The sequence below is a fragment of the Mycobacterium sp. 1245805.9 genome (assembly GCF_001672915.1).
Classification (GTDB): Bacteria; Actinomycetota; Actinomycetes; order Mycobacteriales; family Mycobacteriaceae; genus Mycobacterium.
Map to the genome: position 1 here is coordinate 100,073 of NZ_LZKR01000093.1, position 18,729 is coordinate 118,801.

Annotated in this window: 20 protein-coding genes; 8 read left to right on the forward strand and 12 right to left on the reverse strand. The window is 66.8% G+C overall.

Annotated features, from left to right (window positions below; all coding sequences use genetic code 11):
• Positions 1-8: 8 nt before the first annotated feature.
• From A9X00_RS13585 to A9X00_RS13605, 5 genes are read right to left on the reverse strand one after another with little or no spacing between them, the layout of a single operon-like run.
• Positions 9-1,211: a CaiB/BaiF CoA-transferase family protein gene (locus A9X00_RS13585; protein WP_067153754.1), complete on the reverse strand. Its 1,203-nt coding sequence runs from the start codon at positions 1,209-1,211 to the stop codon at positions 9-11.
• Between the two features lie 2 nt (positions 1,212-1,213).
• Positions 1,214-1,546 (reverse strand): hypothetical protein, encoded by a 333-nt coding sequence (locus A9X00_RS13590; protein ID WP_067153757.1) that lies wholly within the window; start codon positions 1,544-1,546, stop codon positions 1,214-1,216.
• A gap of 2 nt (positions 1,547-1,548) precedes the next feature.
• Positions 1,549-2,859 carry an aromatic ring-hydroxylating dioxygenase subunit alpha gene (locus A9X00_RS13595; protein WP_067153760.1) on the reverse strand — a complete coding sequence of 437 codons (1,311 nt, stop codon included), beginning with the start codon at positions 2,857-2,859 and terminating at the stop codon, positions 1,549-1,551.
• Complete coding sequence (locus tag A9X00_RS13600; protein WP_067153763.1) at positions 2,856-3,761, reverse strand: enoyl-CoA hydratase/isomerase family protein; 906 nt, start codon at positions 3,759-3,761, stop codon at positions 2,856-2,858. Before A9X00_RS13600 ends, A9X00_RS13595 begins: the two co-directional genes overlap by 4 nt.
• 16 nt (positions 3,762-3,777) lie before the next feature.
• Positions 3,778-4,743, reverse strand: coding sequence for a TIGR03621 family F420-dependent LLM class oxidoreductase (locus tag A9X00_RS13605; RefSeq protein ID WP_067153766.1), 966 nt, complete (start codon positions 4,741-4,743; stop codon positions 3,778-3,780).
• A gap of 56 nt (positions 4,744-4,799) precedes the next feature.
• On the opposite strand from A9X00_RS13605, the gene A9X00_RS13610 reads away from it, so the two are divergent.
• A complete protein-coding gene (locus tag A9X00_RS13610; RefSeq protein ID WP_067153769.1) occupies positions 4,800-5,504 on the forward strand; it encodes an SDR family NAD(P)-dependent oxidoreductase in 705 nt (234 codons plus the stop codon).
• 24 nt (positions 5,505-5,528) lie between these two features.
• Entirely contained in the window at positions 5,529-6,977 is a 1,449-nt protein-coding gene (locus A9X00_RS13615) for an aldehyde dehydrogenase (RefSeq protein ID WP_067153772.1), read from the forward strand.
• A 7-nt stretch (positions 6,978-6,984) separates the two neighbouring features.
• Here A9X00_RS13615 and A9X00_RS13620 read toward each other — a convergent pair whose 3' ends face one another.
• Genes A9X00_RS13620 through A9X00_RS13630 form a run of 3 tightly spaced genes read right to left on the reverse strand, consistent with a single transcriptional unit; the run spans position 6,985 to position 9,874 of the window.
• Entirely contained in the window at positions 6,985-7,611 is a 627-nt protein-coding gene (locus A9X00_RS13620; protein WP_082975189.1) for a TetR/AcrR family transcriptional regulator, read from the reverse strand.
• Between the two features lie 54 nt (positions 7,612-7,665).
• Positions 7,666-8,727, reverse strand: a complete 1,062-nt coding sequence (locus A9X00_RS13625; RefSeq protein WP_067153777.1) for a hypothetical protein — start codon at positions 8,725-8,727, stop codon at positions 7,666-7,668.
• 16 nt (positions 8,728-8,743) lie between these two features.
• A complete protein-coding gene (locus A9X00_RS13630) occupies positions 8,744-9,874 on the reverse strand; it encodes a sulfotransferase (RefSeq protein ID WP_067153780.1) in 1,131 nt (376 codons plus the stop codon).
• Positions 9,875-9,914: 40 nt separating this feature from the next.
• Here A9X00_RS13630 and A9X00_RS13635 point away from each other — a divergent pair, with 40 nt between their 5' ends.
• Entirely contained in the window at positions 9,915-10,577 is a 663-nt protein-coding gene (locus A9X00_RS13635) for a TetR/AcrR family transcriptional regulator (RefSeq protein WP_067153783.1), read from the forward strand.
• Here A9X00_RS13635 and A9X00_RS13640 read toward each other — a convergent pair.
• Positions 10,525-10,881 carry a nuclear transport factor 2 family protein gene (locus tag A9X00_RS13640; RefSeq protein ID WP_067153784.1) on the reverse strand — a complete coding sequence of 119 codons (357 nt, stop codon included), beginning with the start codon at positions 10,879-10,881 and terminating at the stop codon, positions 10,525-10,527. The genes A9X00_RS13635 and A9X00_RS13640 overlap by 53 nt on opposite strands.
• Before the next feature lie 62 nt (positions 10,882-10,943).
• Between A9X00_RS13640 and A9X00_RS13645 the strand changes: the two genes are divergently transcribed.
• Positions 10,944-12,419 carry a phospholipase D-like domain-containing protein gene (locus A9X00_RS13645; RefSeq protein ID WP_067153786.1) on the forward strand — a complete coding sequence of 492 codons (1,476 nt, stop codon included), beginning with the start codon at positions 10,944-10,946 and terminating at the stop codon, positions 12,417-12,419.
• A gap of 108 nt (positions 12,420-12,527) precedes the next feature.
• Positions 12,528-13,613, forward strand: a complete 1,086-nt coding sequence (locus A9X00_RS13650; RefSeq protein WP_067153788.1) for a diguanylate cyclase — start codon at positions 12,528-12,530, stop codon at positions 13,611-13,613.
• Positions 13,614-13,642: 29 nt separating this feature from the next.
• Here A9X00_RS13650 and A9X00_RS13655 read toward each other — a convergent pair whose 3' ends face one another.
• The gene (locus tag A9X00_RS13655) at positions 13,643-14,281 is read right to left on the reverse strand and encodes a TetR/AcrR family transcriptional regulator (protein ID WP_082975193.1); all 639 of its coding nucleotides are present in this window, start codon (positions 14,279-14,281) and stop codon (positions 13,643-13,645) included.
• A 52-nt stretch (positions 14,282-14,333) separates the two neighbouring features.
• On the opposite strand from A9X00_RS13655, the gene A9X00_RS13660 reads away from it, so the two are divergent.
• Both A9X00_RS13660 and A9X00_RS13665 read left to right on the forward strand, forming a co-directional pair.
• Positions 14,334-15,566: an aromatic ring-hydroxylating dioxygenase subunit alpha gene (locus tag A9X00_RS13660; RefSeq protein ID WP_067153793.1), complete on the forward strand. Its 1,233-nt coding sequence runs from the start codon at positions 14,334-14,336 to the stop codon at positions 15,564-15,566.
• Between the two features lies 1 nt (position 15,567).
• Positions 15,568-16,368 (forward strand): hypothetical protein, encoded by an 801-nt coding sequence (locus A9X00_RS13665; RefSeq protein WP_067153795.1) that lies wholly within the window; start codon positions 15,568-15,570, stop codon positions 16,366-16,368.
• 11 nt (positions 16,369-16,379) lie between these two features.
• Here the strand turns inward: A9X00_RS13665 and A9X00_RS13670 are convergent, their stop codons facing one another.
• On the reverse strand, positions 16,380-16,808 hold the full coding sequence (locus A9X00_RS13670; RefSeq protein ID WP_156772072.1) for a hypothetical protein: 429 nt from the start codon (positions 16,806-16,808) through the stop codon (positions 16,380-16,382).
• A gap of 248 nt (positions 16,809-17,056) precedes the next feature.
• On the opposite strand from A9X00_RS13670, the gene A9X00_RS13675 reads away from it, so the two are divergent.
• Positions 17,057-17,953: an alpha/beta fold hydrolase gene (locus A9X00_RS13675; protein WP_082975195.1), complete on the forward strand. Its 897-nt coding sequence runs from the start codon at positions 17,057-17,059 to the stop codon at positions 17,951-17,953.
• Positions 17,954-17,963: 10 nt separating this feature from the next.
• Here the strand turns inward: A9X00_RS13675 and A9X00_RS13680 are convergent.
• The coding region (locus A9X00_RS13680) for an RNA polymerase subunit sigma-70 (RefSeq protein WP_067153864.1) at positions 17,964-18,729 on the reverse strand (766 nt) is incomplete at its 5' end.

An 18,729-nucleotide genomic window follows, 5' to 3' on the forward strand; every position in this document is an offset into this window, starting at 1 on the left:
GCACCCGGTCAGATCGTGCCGGCCGCGCGCAGGTCGGCCAGGCGGTCGGCGTCGAGGCCGAGCAGGCCGCGATACACGGCGTCGTTGTCCGCCCCCAGCGCGCGGCCGAGGTGGGCGATCCTGCCCGGGGTGTCACTCAGGCGGGCGACGGGCGCCTGCACGGTCACCGTCCCCAGGTCGGGATCGTCGACCGCTATGAAGGTCCCGCGGGCCCGCAGGTGCTCGTCGGCGAGCAGTTGTTGTGCGTCGTAGACCGGTGCCGCCGCAACGTCTTCGGCCAGGAACACCTTCATGGCGTGCTCGAGCGTGTGCGCGCGGATCCACGCCGCGACGAGCGTGTCGATCTCGTCGGCACGGGCCTGGCGTGGGATGGGCTCGACGTATTCGGGGCGGACCGCCAGATCGGGCCTGTCGATGGCCCGATAGAGCCGGGCGGCAACGCTCGACGATGCGCTCGAAATGGCGATCCATCGGTCGTCGGAGGTGCGGTAGGCGTTGCGGGGTGCGCTGGCGTCGACGCGGTTGCCGGCGCGGCCCTGGATGTGTCCGAGTTGGTCGTAGGCCAGTGTCGCCTGCTCGACGAGCCGCGCCAGGGGTTCGATCAGGCTGACGTCGACGAGTTGGCCTGGCGCGCTATGCGCGTCGCGGTGATAGAGCGCCATCATGACGGCGTAGGTGGCCGATTGCGCGGCGACGCCGTCGGCGAGCATGAACGGCGGCAACGTCGGGGGACCGTCGGGCTGCCCGCACACGTGCGCGAACCCGCTCATCGCCTCCGCGAGGGTTCCGAATCCGGGCCGGTCGCTGGCCGGACCGCCCGCCCCGTAGCCGGTGATGTGCAGCATCACCAGGCTCGGATGGCGGGCATGGACCTTGTCGTAGTCCAGCCCCCAGCGCGCCAGCGTGCTCGGCCGGGTGTTGATCACCAGCACGTCGCTGACGTCGAGCAGGCTGTGGAACACCGCGCGACCGTCATCTCGGCGCAGGTCCAGGGTTACGCATTTCTTGTTGCGGCTCAGGCTCTTCCACACCAAGCCGACGTCGTCACGACGGGTCCCCCAGGTGCGCAGCGGATCCCCGACACGAGGCTGTTCCACCTTGATGACCTCGGCGCCGAACTCACCCAGCGCGGTGGCCACCAACGGGCCGGCGGCCAGCGTCGCGGCGTCGACCACCCGCAGCCCGGACAGCGGCAGCGTATCGTCACCCATCATCACACGCTGGGCTCGGCGACCATCTCGAAGAACGCGGCGCCGGAGTCGGGAATGCGGTTCTGCTTGAACACATTCACCGCATACGACACCAGGATCATCGAGTAGAGCAGGTGCAGCAATCTGGTGGCGTCCTCGGGCAGCGCGGTGATGTCCAGCCCGTCGAGGTAGGCGATGGCTTCCTCGGCGCGCGGTGCGACGGCGTCGTAGAAGGCGACCAGTTCGTCGAAGGGCCGGTCCAGCCGGGCCGCGTATCGCTGCGCGCGGGTGGGCAGTGCCCAGTCCGCGACGTAAGTTTCGAGGTCGGAGAAGCCGTCCGGAAGCGTGTTCGTCATCGTCAGTTCCCCTGCCTGCCGGACTGGTGGGCGGCGACGGTGTGGCGGATGACCGTGTGGAATTGCCTGATGAGCAGCTCCTGATCGCTGAGGTGAAAGGTGTTCTGCGCGCGGGTCTTCAACGCCGAATGGGTCGCCTCGATGGTGTTCACGTCCTGCATCGCGAACTCGATCGTGCTGTCGACCACCAGTTCCTGCGCGAGCCGCTCCTTGGCGTTGGCGGGCGGGACGAAGTACATGTCGATCTCGTAGATGTGAGAGTCGACCGTCTCGGGCCAGTAGGTGTAGGTGATGTAGTAGCCCCGGGCCCAGATCTGGACCGAGATGTTGGGGAAGATCCAGAACTGATCGTTGCCCCACGACGCGATGTCGCCGCGGTTGAGGAAGTCCGGCAGCGGTCCGATATCGGGAACGTCGTCGGGCCCGAACAACCCGGCGCGGAACAGTTTGTAGACCCATCGCTGGTCGCGGCGGGCCGGCCCGGCGGTCCCCGGTTCGCGCGGCGGCAGCGGCGGCGGCCCGGGCACTGACGTCAGCATGTGCGGCCGAAAGAGCTCGTAGTGGTAGGCGTCCACCGGGGGAACCATCTTCTCGGCCTTGGACACGTCCGGGTCGATGAACCGGCCGTGCACGTACGGCGGGTGATACCACTCGCACACGGAGTCGACGGCCAGCTTCCAATTGCCGTTGATGCGAGTGGAAAAGCCGTATCGCTGCGTCATCCGCCCGAAGGGGTAGGACTCCATGCCCAGCAGGCCGTCGCCGAGAAAGGTGCGCAAGGGCACCGGCGCTTGCCCCGGTTTGGAGGCGAGGTTGACGAAGATGAAGCCGGCCCATACCTCGCAGTGCACCGGGGGCATGCGCAGCTTGCTCTTGTCGAGGTCGAAGAACTCTTCCTCGTTGGTGATGTGGTTCACGCCGCCGTCGAGGTCGTAGCGCCACCCGTGGTACTTGCAGGCGAAGGCGCGGCAGCTGCCCGACGACTCCCGTTGCGGGTGCTCCTGCCAGACAACCTTGTTGCCGCGGTGGGCGCACACGTTGTGGAAGGCGTGGACGTTGTCGTCGAGGTCGCGGGTGATCACGATGGACGCCAGCCCGCCCGGCAGCTCCCGGGTGAAGTAGGAGCCCTTGCGGGGCAGGCGCTCGATGCGTCCGACGCACAGCCAGTTCCGTTCGAAGACGGCCTTGCGCTCGGCGGCGAAGAACTCCTCGGAGATGCAGTCCTCGTAGTTCACCGGGCCGGTGCCGAGGTCGGGGTAGTGCGGGGTGAACTTGCCCTTTCCGGTGGCGAGCCGCTGTTGAATGTCCGTCATGGTCGCGCTCCTTCGTCGAGGGGTTGGCCGTTGGCCTTGGAGTTAGCCTGGGCCCACGGCTGCTGGTCCCACGGTCGATCGAGTGGTTCCATCTCGCCGCCGAACGGGAAGAAGGCGCGCTGCGCGTATGTCTCGCGCGCCAGTCCGTGGCCCAGCTCGTCCAAAAAGGCGCGCTTGAGCGGGTTGGTGAACAGTTGCCGCGAGTAGCGCAACGTCAGCGGCGGTCGCTTCACCAGCTCACGCGCCAATTCCCAAGCGCGGTCCAGCAATTGGTCCTTGGGCAACACCTCGTTGACGACGCCCCACTCCTTGGCCTCCTGCGCGCCGAGCTTCTTGCCGGTCAGCAGGAAGTACCGGGCCCTGGTGTGTCCGGCGAGGTAGCTCCAGATCACGTGCTGCCCGTCGCCGGGCACCTGGCCCCGCGGAAAGTGTGAGGCGTCCTGGAAGTAGGCGTCTTCGGAGGCGAGCACGATGTCGCCCATCAGCGGGACCTCCGAATGCATGTTGCACGGGCCATTGACCGCGCTGATCATCGGCACGTCGACGTCGAGCACATTGGTGATGAGATGACGTGCGTACCAAGCCTTTTCGTCGAGCTTGACCAAACCGCGGGTGCCGGGCATCAGCAGGTACTCGGGCTTCTCCACCGGATCGCCATTGGGCATTCGGCCCCAGTTGGCGTTGTAGTTCTGTCCGGTCCCGGTATGGATCAGCACTTTGATCTCCCGGTCGCCCGCTACGTCGGCGAAGGCGTCGGACATGTCGTCGTGTGCCTGCCAGCTCCATACCAGGCTGTCGCCGTCGGTATGGCACTGCATCAGCAGGATGCCGTCGTCGTCCAGTTCGAAGCGGTAGTTCGGGTACCGGTCATGGTATTCGCTGAATCTGGTTCGTTTGGCCATGGTGCTCCCGTCGCTGTCAGGTTCCGGTCAGCTGCGCCACGATCGGCGCGAAGTGTTCGGCCTGGGCCTGGCGCACCGTGACGTAGTTGACGCCGTAGGCCTCGCGGCGCGCCCGCAATGTCTCGGTGATCGCGTCGGCGGAGCCGACCAGCACGTTGGGGTGGTCGCGCAGGATCTCCGGCGCGATCCCGGTCCTCGCCCCGAGGCGCGTGTAGGCGCGCTCCGGGTCGTCGGTGACCTCGACGAAGAAGGGCGAGCTTTCGATGTCGAGGTCGCCGGCGCGGCTGCCGGCGGCCGCGGCGACGTAGTCGAACCGGCGGACGGCCTCCTCGTGTGGGGTCAGCCCGTCGTCGGTGCGCGGCGCGAACGGCACGGTGTTGATGCTGACGATGTCGGCTTCGCGGCCGGCGTAGCTGAGCACGCGCCGGCCCCCGCCGCCGATCATGATCGGCGGATGCGGCCGCTGCGCGGATCGCGGTGTGCCGGCGTATCCGCTGACGTTCACGTACGCACCGGCGTGCGCAAGCTCGGCGCCGGCGCAGTGCGCCTTCACCAGGGCGACAACCTCTTTGAGCTTGGCGATGCGTTGCCCCGGGGTCCCGAACGTCAGGCCCATGGCCTCGTACTCGGTCTCGCTCCAGCCCGCCCCGATGCCGAGCTCGAGCCGCCCGTCCGAAAGCAGGTCGAGCGTGGCCACCTCCTTGGCGAGCACGGCTGGGACGTGGTAGTCGATGCAAAACACCCGGCAGCCGACGCGCAGCGTGGTGGTGTGGGCGGCCGCCGCGGCGATCGCCGCGATCGGGGCGAGGTCCTGGCGTGGGGTGCGCGCGGCGCGCTGGGCCGGCCCGGGGCCGAGGTAGTGGTCGGCGAGCAGGAGCGTGGAGTAGCCGAGTTGTTGTACCCGGCAGGCGAATTCGCGCCACTCACGCCCGTCGGCGGCGTTGGTCGCCTGCACCGCGAAGCGGAATTGCGGCCGGTCCACGCTGTCAGCGTAGCGCCATTGCCAACGAAAGTACACAGGCTGTATATTTTCTATCCGTGAAGACCGCGCTCGTCACCGGCGGGGCGTCCGGCATCGGACGTGCGATCGCCGAACGGCTCCGGGCCGACGGCTACCACGTCGCGACCATCGACCTGACCGAGTCGGACAGCGAGTTCGCCTACCTCGCCGACGTCACGGACCGCCGCGCGGTCGATGCCGCGCTGGACGACATTCGGAGCGCGCTCGGGCCGATCACGATCCTGGTGAATGCCGCCGGCATGACGGGGTTTCGGCGCTTCCTCAACATCGCCTTCGAGGAGTGGTCCAAGGTGATCGACGTCAACCTCAACGGCGTGCTGCACTGCACCCAGGCGGCGCTGCCCGACATGCTCGAGGCGGGCTGGGGCCGCATCGTCAACATCTCCTCGTCGAGCACCCATTCGGGCTCGCCGTACCAGGCGCACTACGTGGCGGCGAAGTCCGCCGTCAACGGACTGACGAAAACCCTTGCGCTCGAGTACGCCCCGCACGGCATCACGGCCAACGTGATACCACCGGGCTTCATCGACACGCCGATGCTGCGCAAGGCGGAGGAGCAGGGGTTGCTCGGCGGATCGATCGAGGACAACATCGCGAAGGTACCGGTCGGCAGGGTGGGACGCCCCGACGACATCGCCGCCGCGTGCTCGTTCCTGGTCTCCGAGGAGACCGGCTACATCACCGGGCAGATCCTCGGTGTCAACGGTGGCCGCTGCACCTGAATTCACTTCTACTGATAGGCAGTCATGTACACCAGAGACCAGCTGTTCATCGGCGGTGAGTGGCAGTCCCCGAGTACGAGCAACCCCATCGAAATCGTCTCGCCGCATACCGAATCGGTGATCGGGCAGGTTCTTTCGGCCGGCGCCGCCGACGTCGATCGAGCCGTCGAAGCGGCCCGGGCCGCCTTCGACGAGGGGCCCTGGCCGCGGCTGAGCCTGGCCGAGCGGATCGAGGCGGTGAACCGGCTCGCCGCCGTCTACAAGGAACGACGATCGCAGATGGCCGAACTCATCTGCGCCGAGATCGGCGCCCCGATCACGTTCTGCAAGCACGTTCAGTCGCGGCTGCCGCTGAGCGCCATCGCCGCCTTCACCGCGATGGCGGCGTCCTACGAGTTCGAAGAGCTCCGGCCCGGCTTCTACGGCAACGACATCTGCGTGGCCAAGCAGCCGGTGGGCGTGGTTGCCGCGGTCGTGCCCTGGAACATGCCGCAGTTCCTCACGATCGGCAAGGTGGTGCCCGCCCTGTTGGCCGGCTGCACCGTGGTGGTCAAACCGTCCCCCGAGTCATCGCTGGATGCCTTGTTGCTGGCCGAGTTCATCGAGCAGGCGCAGCTGCCCGCCGGTGTGGTCAATGTGGTCCCCGGCGACCGGACGGTGGGGGCGCACTTGGTTGCGCATAACGGCGTCGACAAGGTGTCTTTCACCGGCTCGACGGCGGCGGGCCGCGAGGTAGCGCTCGCCTGTGCCGCCGGACTGCGCCAGGCCAGCCTGGAACTGGGCGGCAAGTCGGCGGCCATCATCCTCGACGACGCCGACCCCGCCTCGGCGGCCAAGGCCATCCAGATGTCCAGCCTCGCCAACAGCGGCCAGGTCTGTAATGCCTTGAGCCGGGTCCTGATTCCGGCCGGCCGGGACGATTTCGTCGACGCGCTGGCCGCCGAACTGGACGGTCTCGTCGTGGGCGATCCGTCCGATCCGGCGACCCAGGTCGGCCCGCTGGTGGCGCAACGCCAGCAACTGCGGGTGCGGGACTACATCGCCGGCGGCCTGTCCGACGGCGCGCGCCTGGTGACCGGCGGAGCCGAGATGCCCGACGGGATAGACCGGGGTTGGTACATCCGTCCGACCCTGTTCGCCGACGCCGACAACGGGATGAAGATCGCCCGTGAGGAGATCTTCGGCCCGGTCCTCACCGTGATCCCCTACCGCGACGAGGACGACGCCATCAGGATCGCCAACGAATCCGACTACGGTTTAGCCGGAGCGGTGTTCACGGACGACCCCGATCGCGGTTACGGCGTCGCGGCACAGGTGCGCGCGGGCTCCTTCGGCGTCAACGAGGGCTACATCATGGATCCGCTCGCGCCCTACGGCGGGATGAAGGCCAGCGGCTATGGCCGTGAGCTCGGCCGCGAGGGTCTGGAGAGTTACCTTATGAGCCAATCGATTTCGTGCGCACGGAGCAATTAGACAACGGTCAGCGCGGTAGCGTACCGCGCAAGAACAACCGGACCGCGTACTGCAGGTGGCGCTCCTGTTGCTTTTTCGACCGGAACACACCGAAGTCGGCCATTCGGGCGGGCACCGCTTCCACCATGGCCAGAAAATGCTCGGCGGCCAGCTCGACATCGCCGAGGTCCAGGCACCCCAGCTCCTCATAGTGCTTCAGCACCTCGGTGACGACCCGTTGCCTGCCGGCCCACATCATCGACTCGGACGAGACGTTGAACTCGGGGAAGTTCGCCGCTTCGCTGAGCGCTATTCGCTTGAGCCGCACATTTTCCGGTCGCACCGCGCGCGCCAGACACGCGCGCGCGACGGCGAGCAGCGTCTCCTCCGGATCGTCGCCGATGATCGCCTCGATTGATTCCTCGCCATCGTCGAATTTCGTCATGGCCCAGGGGATTACATCGACAAAGATCGCCCGCTTGTCGGGATACCGAGCGTACAGCGATCGCCTCGTGATGCCGGCCGCGCGCGCGATGGCCTCCATACTCGTGTCGGCATAACCGAGTTCGACGAACGTCGCCACCGCGGCTTCACGCACCGCCTGGTCGAGTTTCTTCGCTTCCGCACGGGTCGGGCGTCCGCGCCGTATCGCCACATGTGAATAGTACTGCCAGCCTGGCGAATCCAATCCCGATCGCCGCGTACCGGCCTAGCGCTCGATCTTGTCCATCGGGCTGGAGCGCTCCAGCATGCCGATCGTCTCCTCGCCATCCCACCGGTAGCGGGCGCCGGCCTGCTGCAGAGCCGGGAACGTCCAGTTCGCGAGCTTGGCAAGCTGCTCGGCCGGCACCTCGCCGGGATCGATGATGTCGTGGGTGGAGACGACGGTTTCGCCCGCGATCCGTTCGGTGCCGTTGGCGGTCTCGAGCACCAGCGAGACGTCCTCGCCGCATGGTTGCAGCTGCCTCAGCCAGGGCGCCTCCACCACCCGGGCCGGGATCAGGCCGCCGCCGCCGTCGAACACGTATCCCTCGTTGAATGTGGGCCGCCCGTCCGGTCGCGGCGGATAGGCGATGTAGCCGAACCCCCGACCGCTCGGAAACAGCGCCGACTGCCAGCAGTGCCCCCAGAACCCTTCCAGCCGGCGCACACCCTGGCGCCGGATGCGCAAGCCGCTGCCGGTGAAGGGGTGTTCGCGGCCCGCCACCCGCACCGATCCCGTGGCCCGGAACAGTTGCTCGTAGCGCGGCCCGCCCATCAGGTCGCCCTCGACGGACGTCTTCAGCGCCGATGCGGCGTCGTTCCGCAGCGCGCCCTGCACCCATGGGGGCACGGCCATTTTCGCCTCGACGTCGAAGCGCAGATCGACCAGCTCACCTTGCTTGCGGCCGTCGGCGAGGTTGGCGGACGACGTGGCGATCGCCTTGCCGTCGAACGTCATCGTCCACGCGTCGAACGGCTCGACGCACGTGAACCCGAGCGGGCCCGCGCCGAGCACGGTCGGCTTGCCATCGCGGCCGGCGACGGGCCAGCTGTCGCCGTCGTCGCGCACCCGATACACCCTGCCGTCCGAAAACGCGACGTTGACCTGAAGGCCGTGGGACCCCCAATTCGCGCTCACCGCCTCGATCCCGATCCGCGGCAGGCCCACCTCGCCGCGCTCGTCGAACACCCAGAAGCTCACCGAATCGCGCATCTCGGGGTTGTCCGGCCGCTCGGCGAACATGTACTCGCGCGCCAGGTCGATGCCGCCCGTCAGGTCGATCGTCATGCCTGTCTCTCCATCTCTAATGGCCGAGCCACCGCTGCGACCGCTCGACGTATTGGGCGAACAGCGGCCGAATTGCGTTGATTTCCAAGCCGAATTCCTCGGGTACGGCCTTCGGGTGCGGCTCGCGGTGTTCCGCGTTCTCGGCCCACCAGTCGCGCATTCCGGCCTCGAACTCCTCGGTGACCGGTTCGCCGAGCCACTGGTAGAGGCGGCGCACCTCACCGATCGGGTCGGCCTGCATGGCACCGAACCCGATGTCGAAGAATCGGTCTTCGGCTCCGTCGTCGCGAAACTTCACTGCCCGCTGCATGCCGATCGACCACTGGTGCACGTTCAACTCGCCGAGGTAGCGGCGGTCGAGGTAGTCGGTGAAGCCGCCGACGATGTCGGCGTACACGTCGGCCACCGACAGGATCACGTCCGTCGGATCGCGGTGCGTCATAACGAATTTGGCGTCCGGGAACGCCCGGTCGAGGTAGTCGAGGGACAACACGTGGGCGGGCGTCTTCAGCCGCCATGGGCGGGCGGGTTCGCCCCAGGCCAGCAGCTTGAGGACTCGCCGCTCGTATCGGTAGGTCGACGTGAAATCCGCCCGGTCGACCAACCAAGTCGAATACGACGGGATCTGGGCGTACGCCTGGAAGATCTGGGACTTGAAATCCAATGCCATCAGGTCGAGGCACTCCATCGGCCCGTGAATGTCCTGGGGAACATGATGCCGCGAGCCGGCGACGATCTTCAGCTCACCGGACGGAATGCGCGGGTCCGCGCCTCGGACGGTCGACGGTGGCGGGCAGGGCTGGGTCGACTCCCAGCTGCGTAGGTAACGGACATTCGGATCCCGGGCCAGCAGGAACGACAATGCCGTCGACCCGGTGCGCGGCAGGCCGAGCCCGAAGAGGGGCGCATCGATCGAGACCTCGTCGATTTCGGGATGTCGCCGATACCAATCCTCGACGCACAGCCGCTGCGCAAGATGAAGGCCGATGCGGCCGTAGACGAATGCTTCGCCGCGCGCGTTCAACCGGGCCTCGTCTTGTAATGCACGCAGGAAGATCTCGAGGCCCTCGCGGAAGGAATCGTCGCCGAAGTCCTCGAGCCCCGTTCGCTCGACGGCCGCGGTCATCAACTCGCCGGGTGATGCCACGATGCTTCCTCCAATTTCGTGGCAGTATACTGCCATGATTATGAGTGCGTCGTCAATTGCTGCCCGGCGCAGCTACGACAACCGTGCGCGACGCCAGAAGGCGGCCGAAACCCGGGAGCGGATCGTCGCCGCCGGCACGGACCTGGTGCATGGCTTCGACACGTGGGACTGGCGGGACCTGACTTTTCGGGCCGTCGCCGAACGCGCGGGCGTCGGCGAGCGCACCGTCTATCGGCACTTCCCGACCGAGCGGCATCTCCATGACGCGGTCATGCAGCGGTTGGAATCCGAAGCGGGCATCCGTTACGAGGACGTGGATCTGGGTAACCTCGCCGAGGTCACCGCTCGCGTTTTCGCTTCGCTGCAACGGTTTTCGGTGCGCCAGTCCATGCAGGCGCCGGACGACCCCACCTTTGTCACCGTCGACCATCGCCGGCGTGAGGCCTTGCTGCGTGCCGTCTCGGCGGCCGCCCCGCAGTGGTCGGAAACCGATCGACGAGTGGTAGCCGGCTTGCTTGACGTGCTATGGAACCTGCCCAGCTACGAGCGCCTCGTCGGGGTCTGGAACGTCGACGGCGACGACGCGACGCTGGCGATCGGCTGGCTCATGGACAAGGTGATCCAATCGATCGAACAAGACCAGCCCGTCGTCACGGAGCAACGAGATACGTTCCGTGCCCCTCGATCACCGCGTCGCCGCTGAACCGCAAGACCTCGCTCACCAGTTTGTCGTTCTGGTTTCGGTACGCGATGACGATCGTGTCGATTCCCCGGTAGACGCCCTCCACGGCGAACCGGAGATCGGGAACGCGCGCCAAGGCGCGGGTCCAGTAGTCCCGCAGCGCGGGTTTGCCCCGAACGACCCCGGCCGTTTCCGGGAGCAGCTCCGCCGCCACCGGTGAGGTGAATACCACGTCCTCGTGGAAGTGTTTCAACACGGACTCGACGTCGTGGGAATTCCACGCCGCGACCCACTGCTCGGCGAAGGCGGCCGCGTCAACGTTCACGGTGGACGACTGTACTTCGGGTGGCGGGGCGACCGGGCGCCGATGTGGTAGACAGACCGCGTATGCCCGATGATCCGTTGCCCATCACCGGCCAGACCTGCTGGCGCGTGGAGCGCGCCGACCAGCTGGCCTGCATCATCGACGCCGCCGAGTACTTTCGCCAGGTCAAGGCGGCGATGCTGCGGGCCCAACGTCGAATCATCTTGATCGGCTGGGACTTCGACGCCAGGACTGCATTCGAACGAGGAGGCAAGAAGCTCGCCGGCCCCAACCAGCTGGGTGCCTTTCTGTACTGGCTGCTATGGCGACGACCTGACCTCGAAATTTACGTGCTGAAATCCAACCTTCGCCTGCTGCCGGTGTTCGACGGGATTTGGTACGGCGTCACGCCCGTGTCGGTGGTGAATCGGCTCAGCAGCAGGCGATTGCGCCTGGCCGTCGATGGAGCCCGTCCGACCGGCGCCGTCCATCACCAAAAGATCGTGATCGTCGACGACGTCCTGGCGTTCTGCGGCGGCATCGACCTCACCCTGGATCGGTGGGATACCCCAGAACACAAGCACAACAACCGTTTTCGTCGCGCGCTCGGCCGCAGGTACTGTCCCCGACACGAGGTCGCGGCCGCGGTGGACGGCGCCGCGGCGCGGGCGCTCGCCGAGGTCGCCCGGGACAGGTGGCGTGACGCGACCGAGGAGTCGCTGGCCCCGATCGAATCGGCGCGCGCCGTGTGGCCCGGTGGCCTGCGGCCCATCCTGCGCGATGTCGAGGTCGGGATCGCGCGCACGTTGCCCACATTCGGTGGTCGCGACGAGATCCGCGAGGTGGAAGCGCTCAACCTCGCGGCGATTGCGGCGGCACGTCACACCATTTATCTGGAGAACCAGTACCTGGCGGCCCGACAGGTGGTCGAGGCGCTGGCCGCTCGGCTCCAAGAGCCTGACGGTCCCGAGATCGTCATCGTCCTTCCCCGCCGCGGACTGAACCGGCTAGAACGCGAGACGATGGACAGCGCACGCCACCGGCTCATCCAACAGCTCTGGGCGGCCGACGAATACCGCCGCCTGGGCGTCTACTGGGCGGTCACCGACGGCGGGTCGCAGATCTACATTCACTCGAAGATATTGGTCGTCGACGATTGGCTGTTGCGCGTCGGCTCGTCGAACTTCAACAACCGGTCGCTGGGGTTCGACAGTGAGTGCGACCTCGCCGTCGAGGCGGACCCGAATACCGGAGCGCACCAACATATCCGGCGAGCCATCGAGTCGGTGCGCCAACAACTGGTGTGTGAGCATCTGGGGATTTCCGTCGATGAGTTCGACCGGACGATGCGGGAGGGAAAGTCCTTCCTGCAGGCCGTCGAGGCGCTGCGCGGTATGGGCAAGACCTTGCGGCGATTCACCGAGCGGACCGTGGCCGGCGAGGACAGCGCGCTGGCCGAGAACGAGCTGATGGATCCGGATCACGTTCCACGATCCCTCGGCCGCAGCATGCGGCGGTTGATCACCAGACTGTCCGCGCAACCGCGCGGTTCGCGCTGAAATTCTGAACGGGCCCTGGTTTTCAGGTGGATAAGTAGCATACGACGGAGGTTCGGTCGTCCGCGCAGACGAACGGTGGTGGCAAGGAGGGGCCAGGGGCGTCGAAATATGCACTGGATCGGCGTGTGGTGGCGTCAACCCGACCACTATGACTGGTTGTCGGACTACCTCGCCGCGCGCGGACTGCAGCCCTTTGTCCGCTTTTTGCTGGTCGCCATCCTGACGACCCTGGCCGCGGCGACATTACTGATGCTGGGCAGCCCGTCGGGTCCACGGACCCCCACGGGGCGCGCCGTGGCGGTGGCTTTCATCGTGCTCCTGGCGGGAATGGCGCTGGTGTGGCTGCGCGGCTGGCCGACGCTGATTCAGTCCCAGGTGTTTTCGACGACGGGGACGCTGGGCATTGCCGCGACGTGCCTGATCGAGAGCGACCCGCTCAGCGGGCTGCTGGGTTGCGCCGCATTCGGGGGCCTCGCCGGGTACGTCGCGTTTTTTCATTCGGCTCGCCTCCTGGTCTTCACCCTCGGCACGGCCTTGGTTACCGCGGGGGTGTGCGCCGCGCGGGTCGCGGTGGCCGGTGATGTGTCGATGGCCGCAGCCAAACTGCTGGTTCTCAGCGCGGGCATCCTGGCGGTGCCGTTCTGCGGCCAGATCCTGGTTCATTGGCTGTCGGTGGACGCCCTGAAGTCCTCCACCGATCCGCTCACCGGCTTGCGCAACCGGCGGGGCTTTTATCGCTCCGCGTCCAGGCTACTGACCGGCCAGACCCCCGCCCCCTGTCTCAGCGTGTTGATGCTCGATCTGGACAATTTCAAACGCATCAACGATACCTACGGCCACGCCACCGGGGACCGCATCCTGGTGGCCGTGGCCGACAACCTGCGGCGAATCAGCCGTGGCGGAACGGTTCTCGCCCGGGTCGGTGGCGAGGAATTCCTGGTCGCCGAGACGATCGGAATTCAAGACGCGCTGCGGACCGCCGAGGCCATGCGCTCGGCCATCGCCGACACCCCCTGGGGCGTGACGGCGAGCTTGGGCGTCAGCAGTATCCAACTGCCGCGGGAAGGCGCAACGGTCAACCGGCAGGTCGTCGAACGCCTCGTCGATGCCGCCGACGGCGCGATGTATGAGGCGAAACGCGCTGGGGGAAACCAGATTCGGCACGCCGACATTCCGGTTCCGCCCGCCCGCTGAGAAACGGCGCCGCGCCCATTCGCGGTTGGTCAGGAAGCGGTCCCGGAGATCGTCGGCTCTTCCGGGACAAGCACGTCGACCAAGCGCTCGACACGCTCGGCCACCGCCGAACGCGGCACCCGGATCGCGGACACGTCGTCGAAGTGACAAAGCCCGAGGAGGAGGAGAAAGACGACCTTGGTGGTGGCCTTCGGGTTCGGATCGGTGCCGGAGAGCGCCCCGACGAACCGGTCGGCGTACTCCTGATGCCACCGGCTTATCAGGGACGCCAACCGCGCGTCGCGGCGGCTAGCGAGGTGCAGCTCGGCAATCAGGCGCCGGTTTTGGCGCATCCCGGGCTGCAGATAGGCCATTGCGATCGCATGGAGTGGGCGTTCGCCACGACCGTTCCGCAGGGCGGCGGCGGTAATTTGCTCGAGGGCACGCACCGCGGCGGCGTACAGCAGCTCCTCCCGGTTGTGGAAGTGGTTGTAGACCGCGGTGGGTGATACGCCGGCCCGCTCGGCGATCAGCGGGAGAGTGCTGCCTTCGAATCCCCGTTCAACGCACACCGCCGCGGCCGCCTCCAGCAGTCGCCGGGTGGTGACCTGCCCACTGGAGTTGGGTGGCCGTCCTCGGGATCGTCGCGCCGGAGCCGGCGGCCGTGTCCTTGCAAAATGAGTGCCCATTCATAAAACTATCCCACAGGAAGATCGGCGGCAGGCCGGAGACGAGGTAACCATGGGCATCGGTTCCCACGCGGTGGACGCGGTATTGGAGTGTTCCCGGTCGGAGGCGGCGCGGCGCGCGTACCCGGCGGGGTTCCCGGTGTTGCCGCCCGTGCCGGGCGCACGCTATTCGGATCCTGGTTTCGCCGAGCTCGAGGCCGCGGCGGTGTTTTCCCGCTCATGGCTGTTCGTCGCCCATGCGGACCAACTGCGCAACCCGGGCGACTACCTCCTGCTCGACCAGCTCGACAGGCCCGTCATGCTCGTTCGCGGCGGGGACGGCGTCGTCCGCGCGTTCTATAACACCTGCCGCCATCGCGGCGCCGCCCTCGTCGAGGAATCACAGGGGAACGTCGGCCGCCGGCTGACCTGTCCGTTCCACGCCTGGACGTACTCACTGGACGGCAAGCTGGCCGGGTACCCGGAGGCGCCGAACTTCCCCGACCTCGACCGTGACTGTCACGCCCTGGCCGAGCTGCGGTGTGCCTGCTGGGGTCCGCTGGTGTTCGTCAATCTCGACGCCGACTCGGCGCCACTGTCCGACTTCCTCGGCCCCGTCGGTGACGACCTCAGCGACTTCGAGGACCTCGACGGTCGCCTGCACCTGGTGGATCGCACGGTTCGCCACGTGCCGGTCAACTGGAAGGTTCCGGTCGACGCGAACCTCGAGAGCTACCACGTCAATTACGTACACCGGACGACGGCGGCGCGAACACTTCAACAGGCGGGGACCGGCATCCAGTTGCTGCCGAACGGCCACTCCCGCATGCTCGTCCCCTTCCGCGACGGCGTGGACGGAGAGGCGCTGTCGCCGTTCCCGTGCGTGTTCCCCGGCCTCGGTGAGCTGCCGTTTCGCGGCACGTTCTCCTATCACGTGTTCCCGAACCTGAGCATCGTGTTCGCCGGTACGGGATTCGTCTTCCTGATCACCAATTGGCCCACCGGCCCATCGACGTCGGCGTACAACGTGCACTGGTGCTCGTCGCTGGGTCCGGGCGACGACGCAAACCGGCAAACCAACGAGATGGTGATCGGGGCCTTGTCCCGGGTGCTGTTCGAGGACCTCGACGTCCTGCCCGGCCAGCAGCGTTCTCTCGATGCCGGCACCCTGGAATCGCTGCGCCTCGGCTACCAGGAGCGGCGCATCTACCACCTACACGAGGTGATCGACCAAACCATCGGCGCCGAGCACGTTCCGGAATCCCTTCGGGTCCCGACCCTGCTCGCGCCGTTCGTGCAGGGCTGACGTGCATCCCTTCGTCGCGCTGATGCGCAAGTACTGCATCGACTACACGAACTCGCACGATCAATCCCTGTATCCGGAGATCATGGAGCCCGACTACGTCGTCCACATCAACGGCTTGTCCCTGGTCCGGTCGACCACCTACGCGGAGGCGGTTCGTCAAATCTTCGATGCGGCACCGGGTTTGGGCATCGTCGTCCACGAGTTCGTGCTCAACGGCGATCGGCTGTGCATGCACTTCAGCGAGCACGCGGCCATGCCGGCCGGTGGGGCGCGGGGGCTCGCGTGCTGGCGTGGCATCGGCCTGTACAAGTGGAACGGCCATCGACTGACGGAGAACTACGTCGAGCAGGATTATTTCGCCATGCAGGCGCAGATCGCGAGCGGCCGCCCACACCCGCTGATGCCGCCGCACATCGATCCGTGGACGACGACCGAGGCGGTACCGGCAGATCCCGACGCCGAACAAGCCGTGCGCGCCTGGCTCGAGGCGGCGGACCTTGCGGCCGCGCCGTCACACGACATCGACGACGCGCGTACCGGCGCCACCTACCAAGCGGTGCTCGACCCCCGGGAGGTGGTGGTCAACGATCTCTTCTCCGGGGGCGCGGATGTGCCCTTCCACGTCACGATCCGGGGCCGGTACCGAGGCGGCCTCGGCGCCGCTGCCGACGCCCACGTCGGGATGCCGGCCACGCTGCAAGTTGCCGGCATCGCTCGGGTCGCAGACGGTGCCGTCGCGTCCGTCAGCGCGGTGACGGCGCGCTCACAGGCGCTGGCCGAGCTCACCCGCGGGTGGCAGTGACCGCTTTCCGCTCAATAGCGGCGCATCTTTTGGGCGCGACCGGTCAGAGCGGTTATCCGGTAATGGTCGCGCTGGCCGGGAAGCGTTGGCACAGCTGGGATCTCATGCGTCGTGGTGATCATCATGGTGTGGACGGGGATGTCCGCTAGCTCCGTGGGGATTACTACCGTGGGAAAGAGAATCGTTGCCGTGATCGAACCGGCATCGCCGAGCTCGTGCGTCGTTACGCTCAGACACCAGCCCAGATCGGGCACGAACGTGCTGCGGATCTGTTCCCGCTCGAAGTTGTGCATGCGCTGGCCGTGTTCGTAGCCGAGGACGTACGGCCGCCTGCCGGGGATGTTTGGCGGATTGATGCAGTAATCGATGGAGATGCCGTCACCGACGAGGTCACAGTAGTAGTCGGGAAATGTCTGGTAGGTGGCCGTGGCTGCGGTCATCGGGATCGGCTCCCCGGGGTCACAATCCGCATCTTGGTGGCGCATTCCATCGATGCCCTCCGTTTCGGGTGATGTCCACGCACCAGCGTGTCAACTCCGGCGCCACCCGACATGCGTAGTGGACTACTCGATTACGCAGATTTCCAACCATCCGACCACGATGCATAGCGAGCGTTTTTCGAAGAGATCGACTGCAGTTACAGTAGAACGTCGCTGAGCTGCGTTTATGTGCACACGGAGGTCGGAGCCTGTTTTCCCGTTCGCGTCAGGTGGAAGCTGAACCGTCTTGGTTCACCGCCGCGCTCAACCAACGACCGGACCATAGCGACGTCGACGTCGACGGTTGTCGGATTCACCTGCGCGCCTGGGGTGCCACGGACCAACCAACGGTGGTGCTCGTCCACGGTGGCGCGGCGCACTCCGGTTGGTGGGACCACATCGCACCGTTGTTGTCGCGCACCCATCGCGTGATCGCACCGGATCTGTCCGGACATGGTGACAGCGGCACGCGCGGCAGCTACGACCTGCAAACCTGGGCAAACGAAGTGATGGAAGTGTCGGCGGCCGCCGGAGGCTCGGGACGACCGACCATCGTCGGCCACAGCATGGGCGGCTGGATCGCGGCCACCGCGGCGATGAGTTGCGGCGAACAGATCAACAGCATGATCGTGATCGACTCGCCGCTGTGGGAACGTTCGCCGGAGGAAGCGCGGTTGCGTAACCGCAAGCACGCCCCGTACCGGACGAGAGACGAGATCCTGCAACGCTTTACGGCGGTTCCCAAGCAACAGGTGATCCTCCCGTATATCCGGCAGCACGTAGCCGTCGAGTCGGTACGGAAGACGGCCGAAGGCTGGAACTGGAAGTTCGATCCCGCGATTTTCGGTGGCGAGCTTCTCGAGCCGACAACCTCGGACGAGGAGTCGTTGGAAACGATGATGGCCGAAATGCGGTGCCGGCTAGGCTATGTCCGTTGCGAAGCCGGATTGGTTCCGCCCGCCATGGGCGAACGAATCCGCTCCATGCTCCAGCTGCGGGGGCCTTTCGTCGAATTGGCCGAGGCCGGCCACCATCCGATGCTCGACCAACCGCTCCCGCTCGTCGCGACGTTGCGCACCCTGCTGGAATTCTGGTCGATCACCTAACCGGGGCGAGTCAAGCCGGCAGCGCCCGCGGAATATCAAAGCGCCCCAGGCCATCTACGTCTTGGAAGGCCACGATGTGGCCGACGCCTTGCGCCGTCAAACTGAGCACGTGCAGGGCGTGCAGGCGATGCTCGCCGTCGGCGATCGCCGGGTAGAGCGCCACGGCGGGTTGCCCATTGGCGGAGGTGTGGACGACCGGAGTATTGCCGAAGCCACGCATGCGGGCGCCGAGGAAGGCGCCAATAGCGTCAACGCCCCGGAACCAGGTGAGGAACGGCGGCATCTCGAAGACCGCGTCCTCGGTCAGCACCGCGACCAGTTCGTCGACGTCGGCGTTTTGAAATGCGGCCACGTACCGGTCGAGCAGTTCCCGCTGCCGCTGCTCGGATGGCTGCATGATCGCGTCGGTGTCCGCGGGCAGGCGGGCGCGGGCGCGCTGCAACGCGCTGTTGACCGCGGCCACGCTGAGATCGAGGAGCGTCGCGACTTCGGCCGCGGACCAACACAATACGTCCCGCAGGATCAGCACCGCCCGCTGCCGCGGCGGGAGAACCTGCAACGCGGCGACGAAAGCCAGCCGCATGGTTTCTCGTGCGGCCACCACCGTGCCGGGGTCGGTCGTCGTCGCGGTCAGCAGCGAATCCGGGGCCGGTTGCAGCCAGGTCAACTCCGGATCGCCGGCCAGCGGCGCCGCGTTGGGGTCCGCGGCCGCGTCCTGCAGGTCCGACGGCAACGGACGGCGCTTGCTCCGCTCGAGGGCTTTGACGAATGCGCGG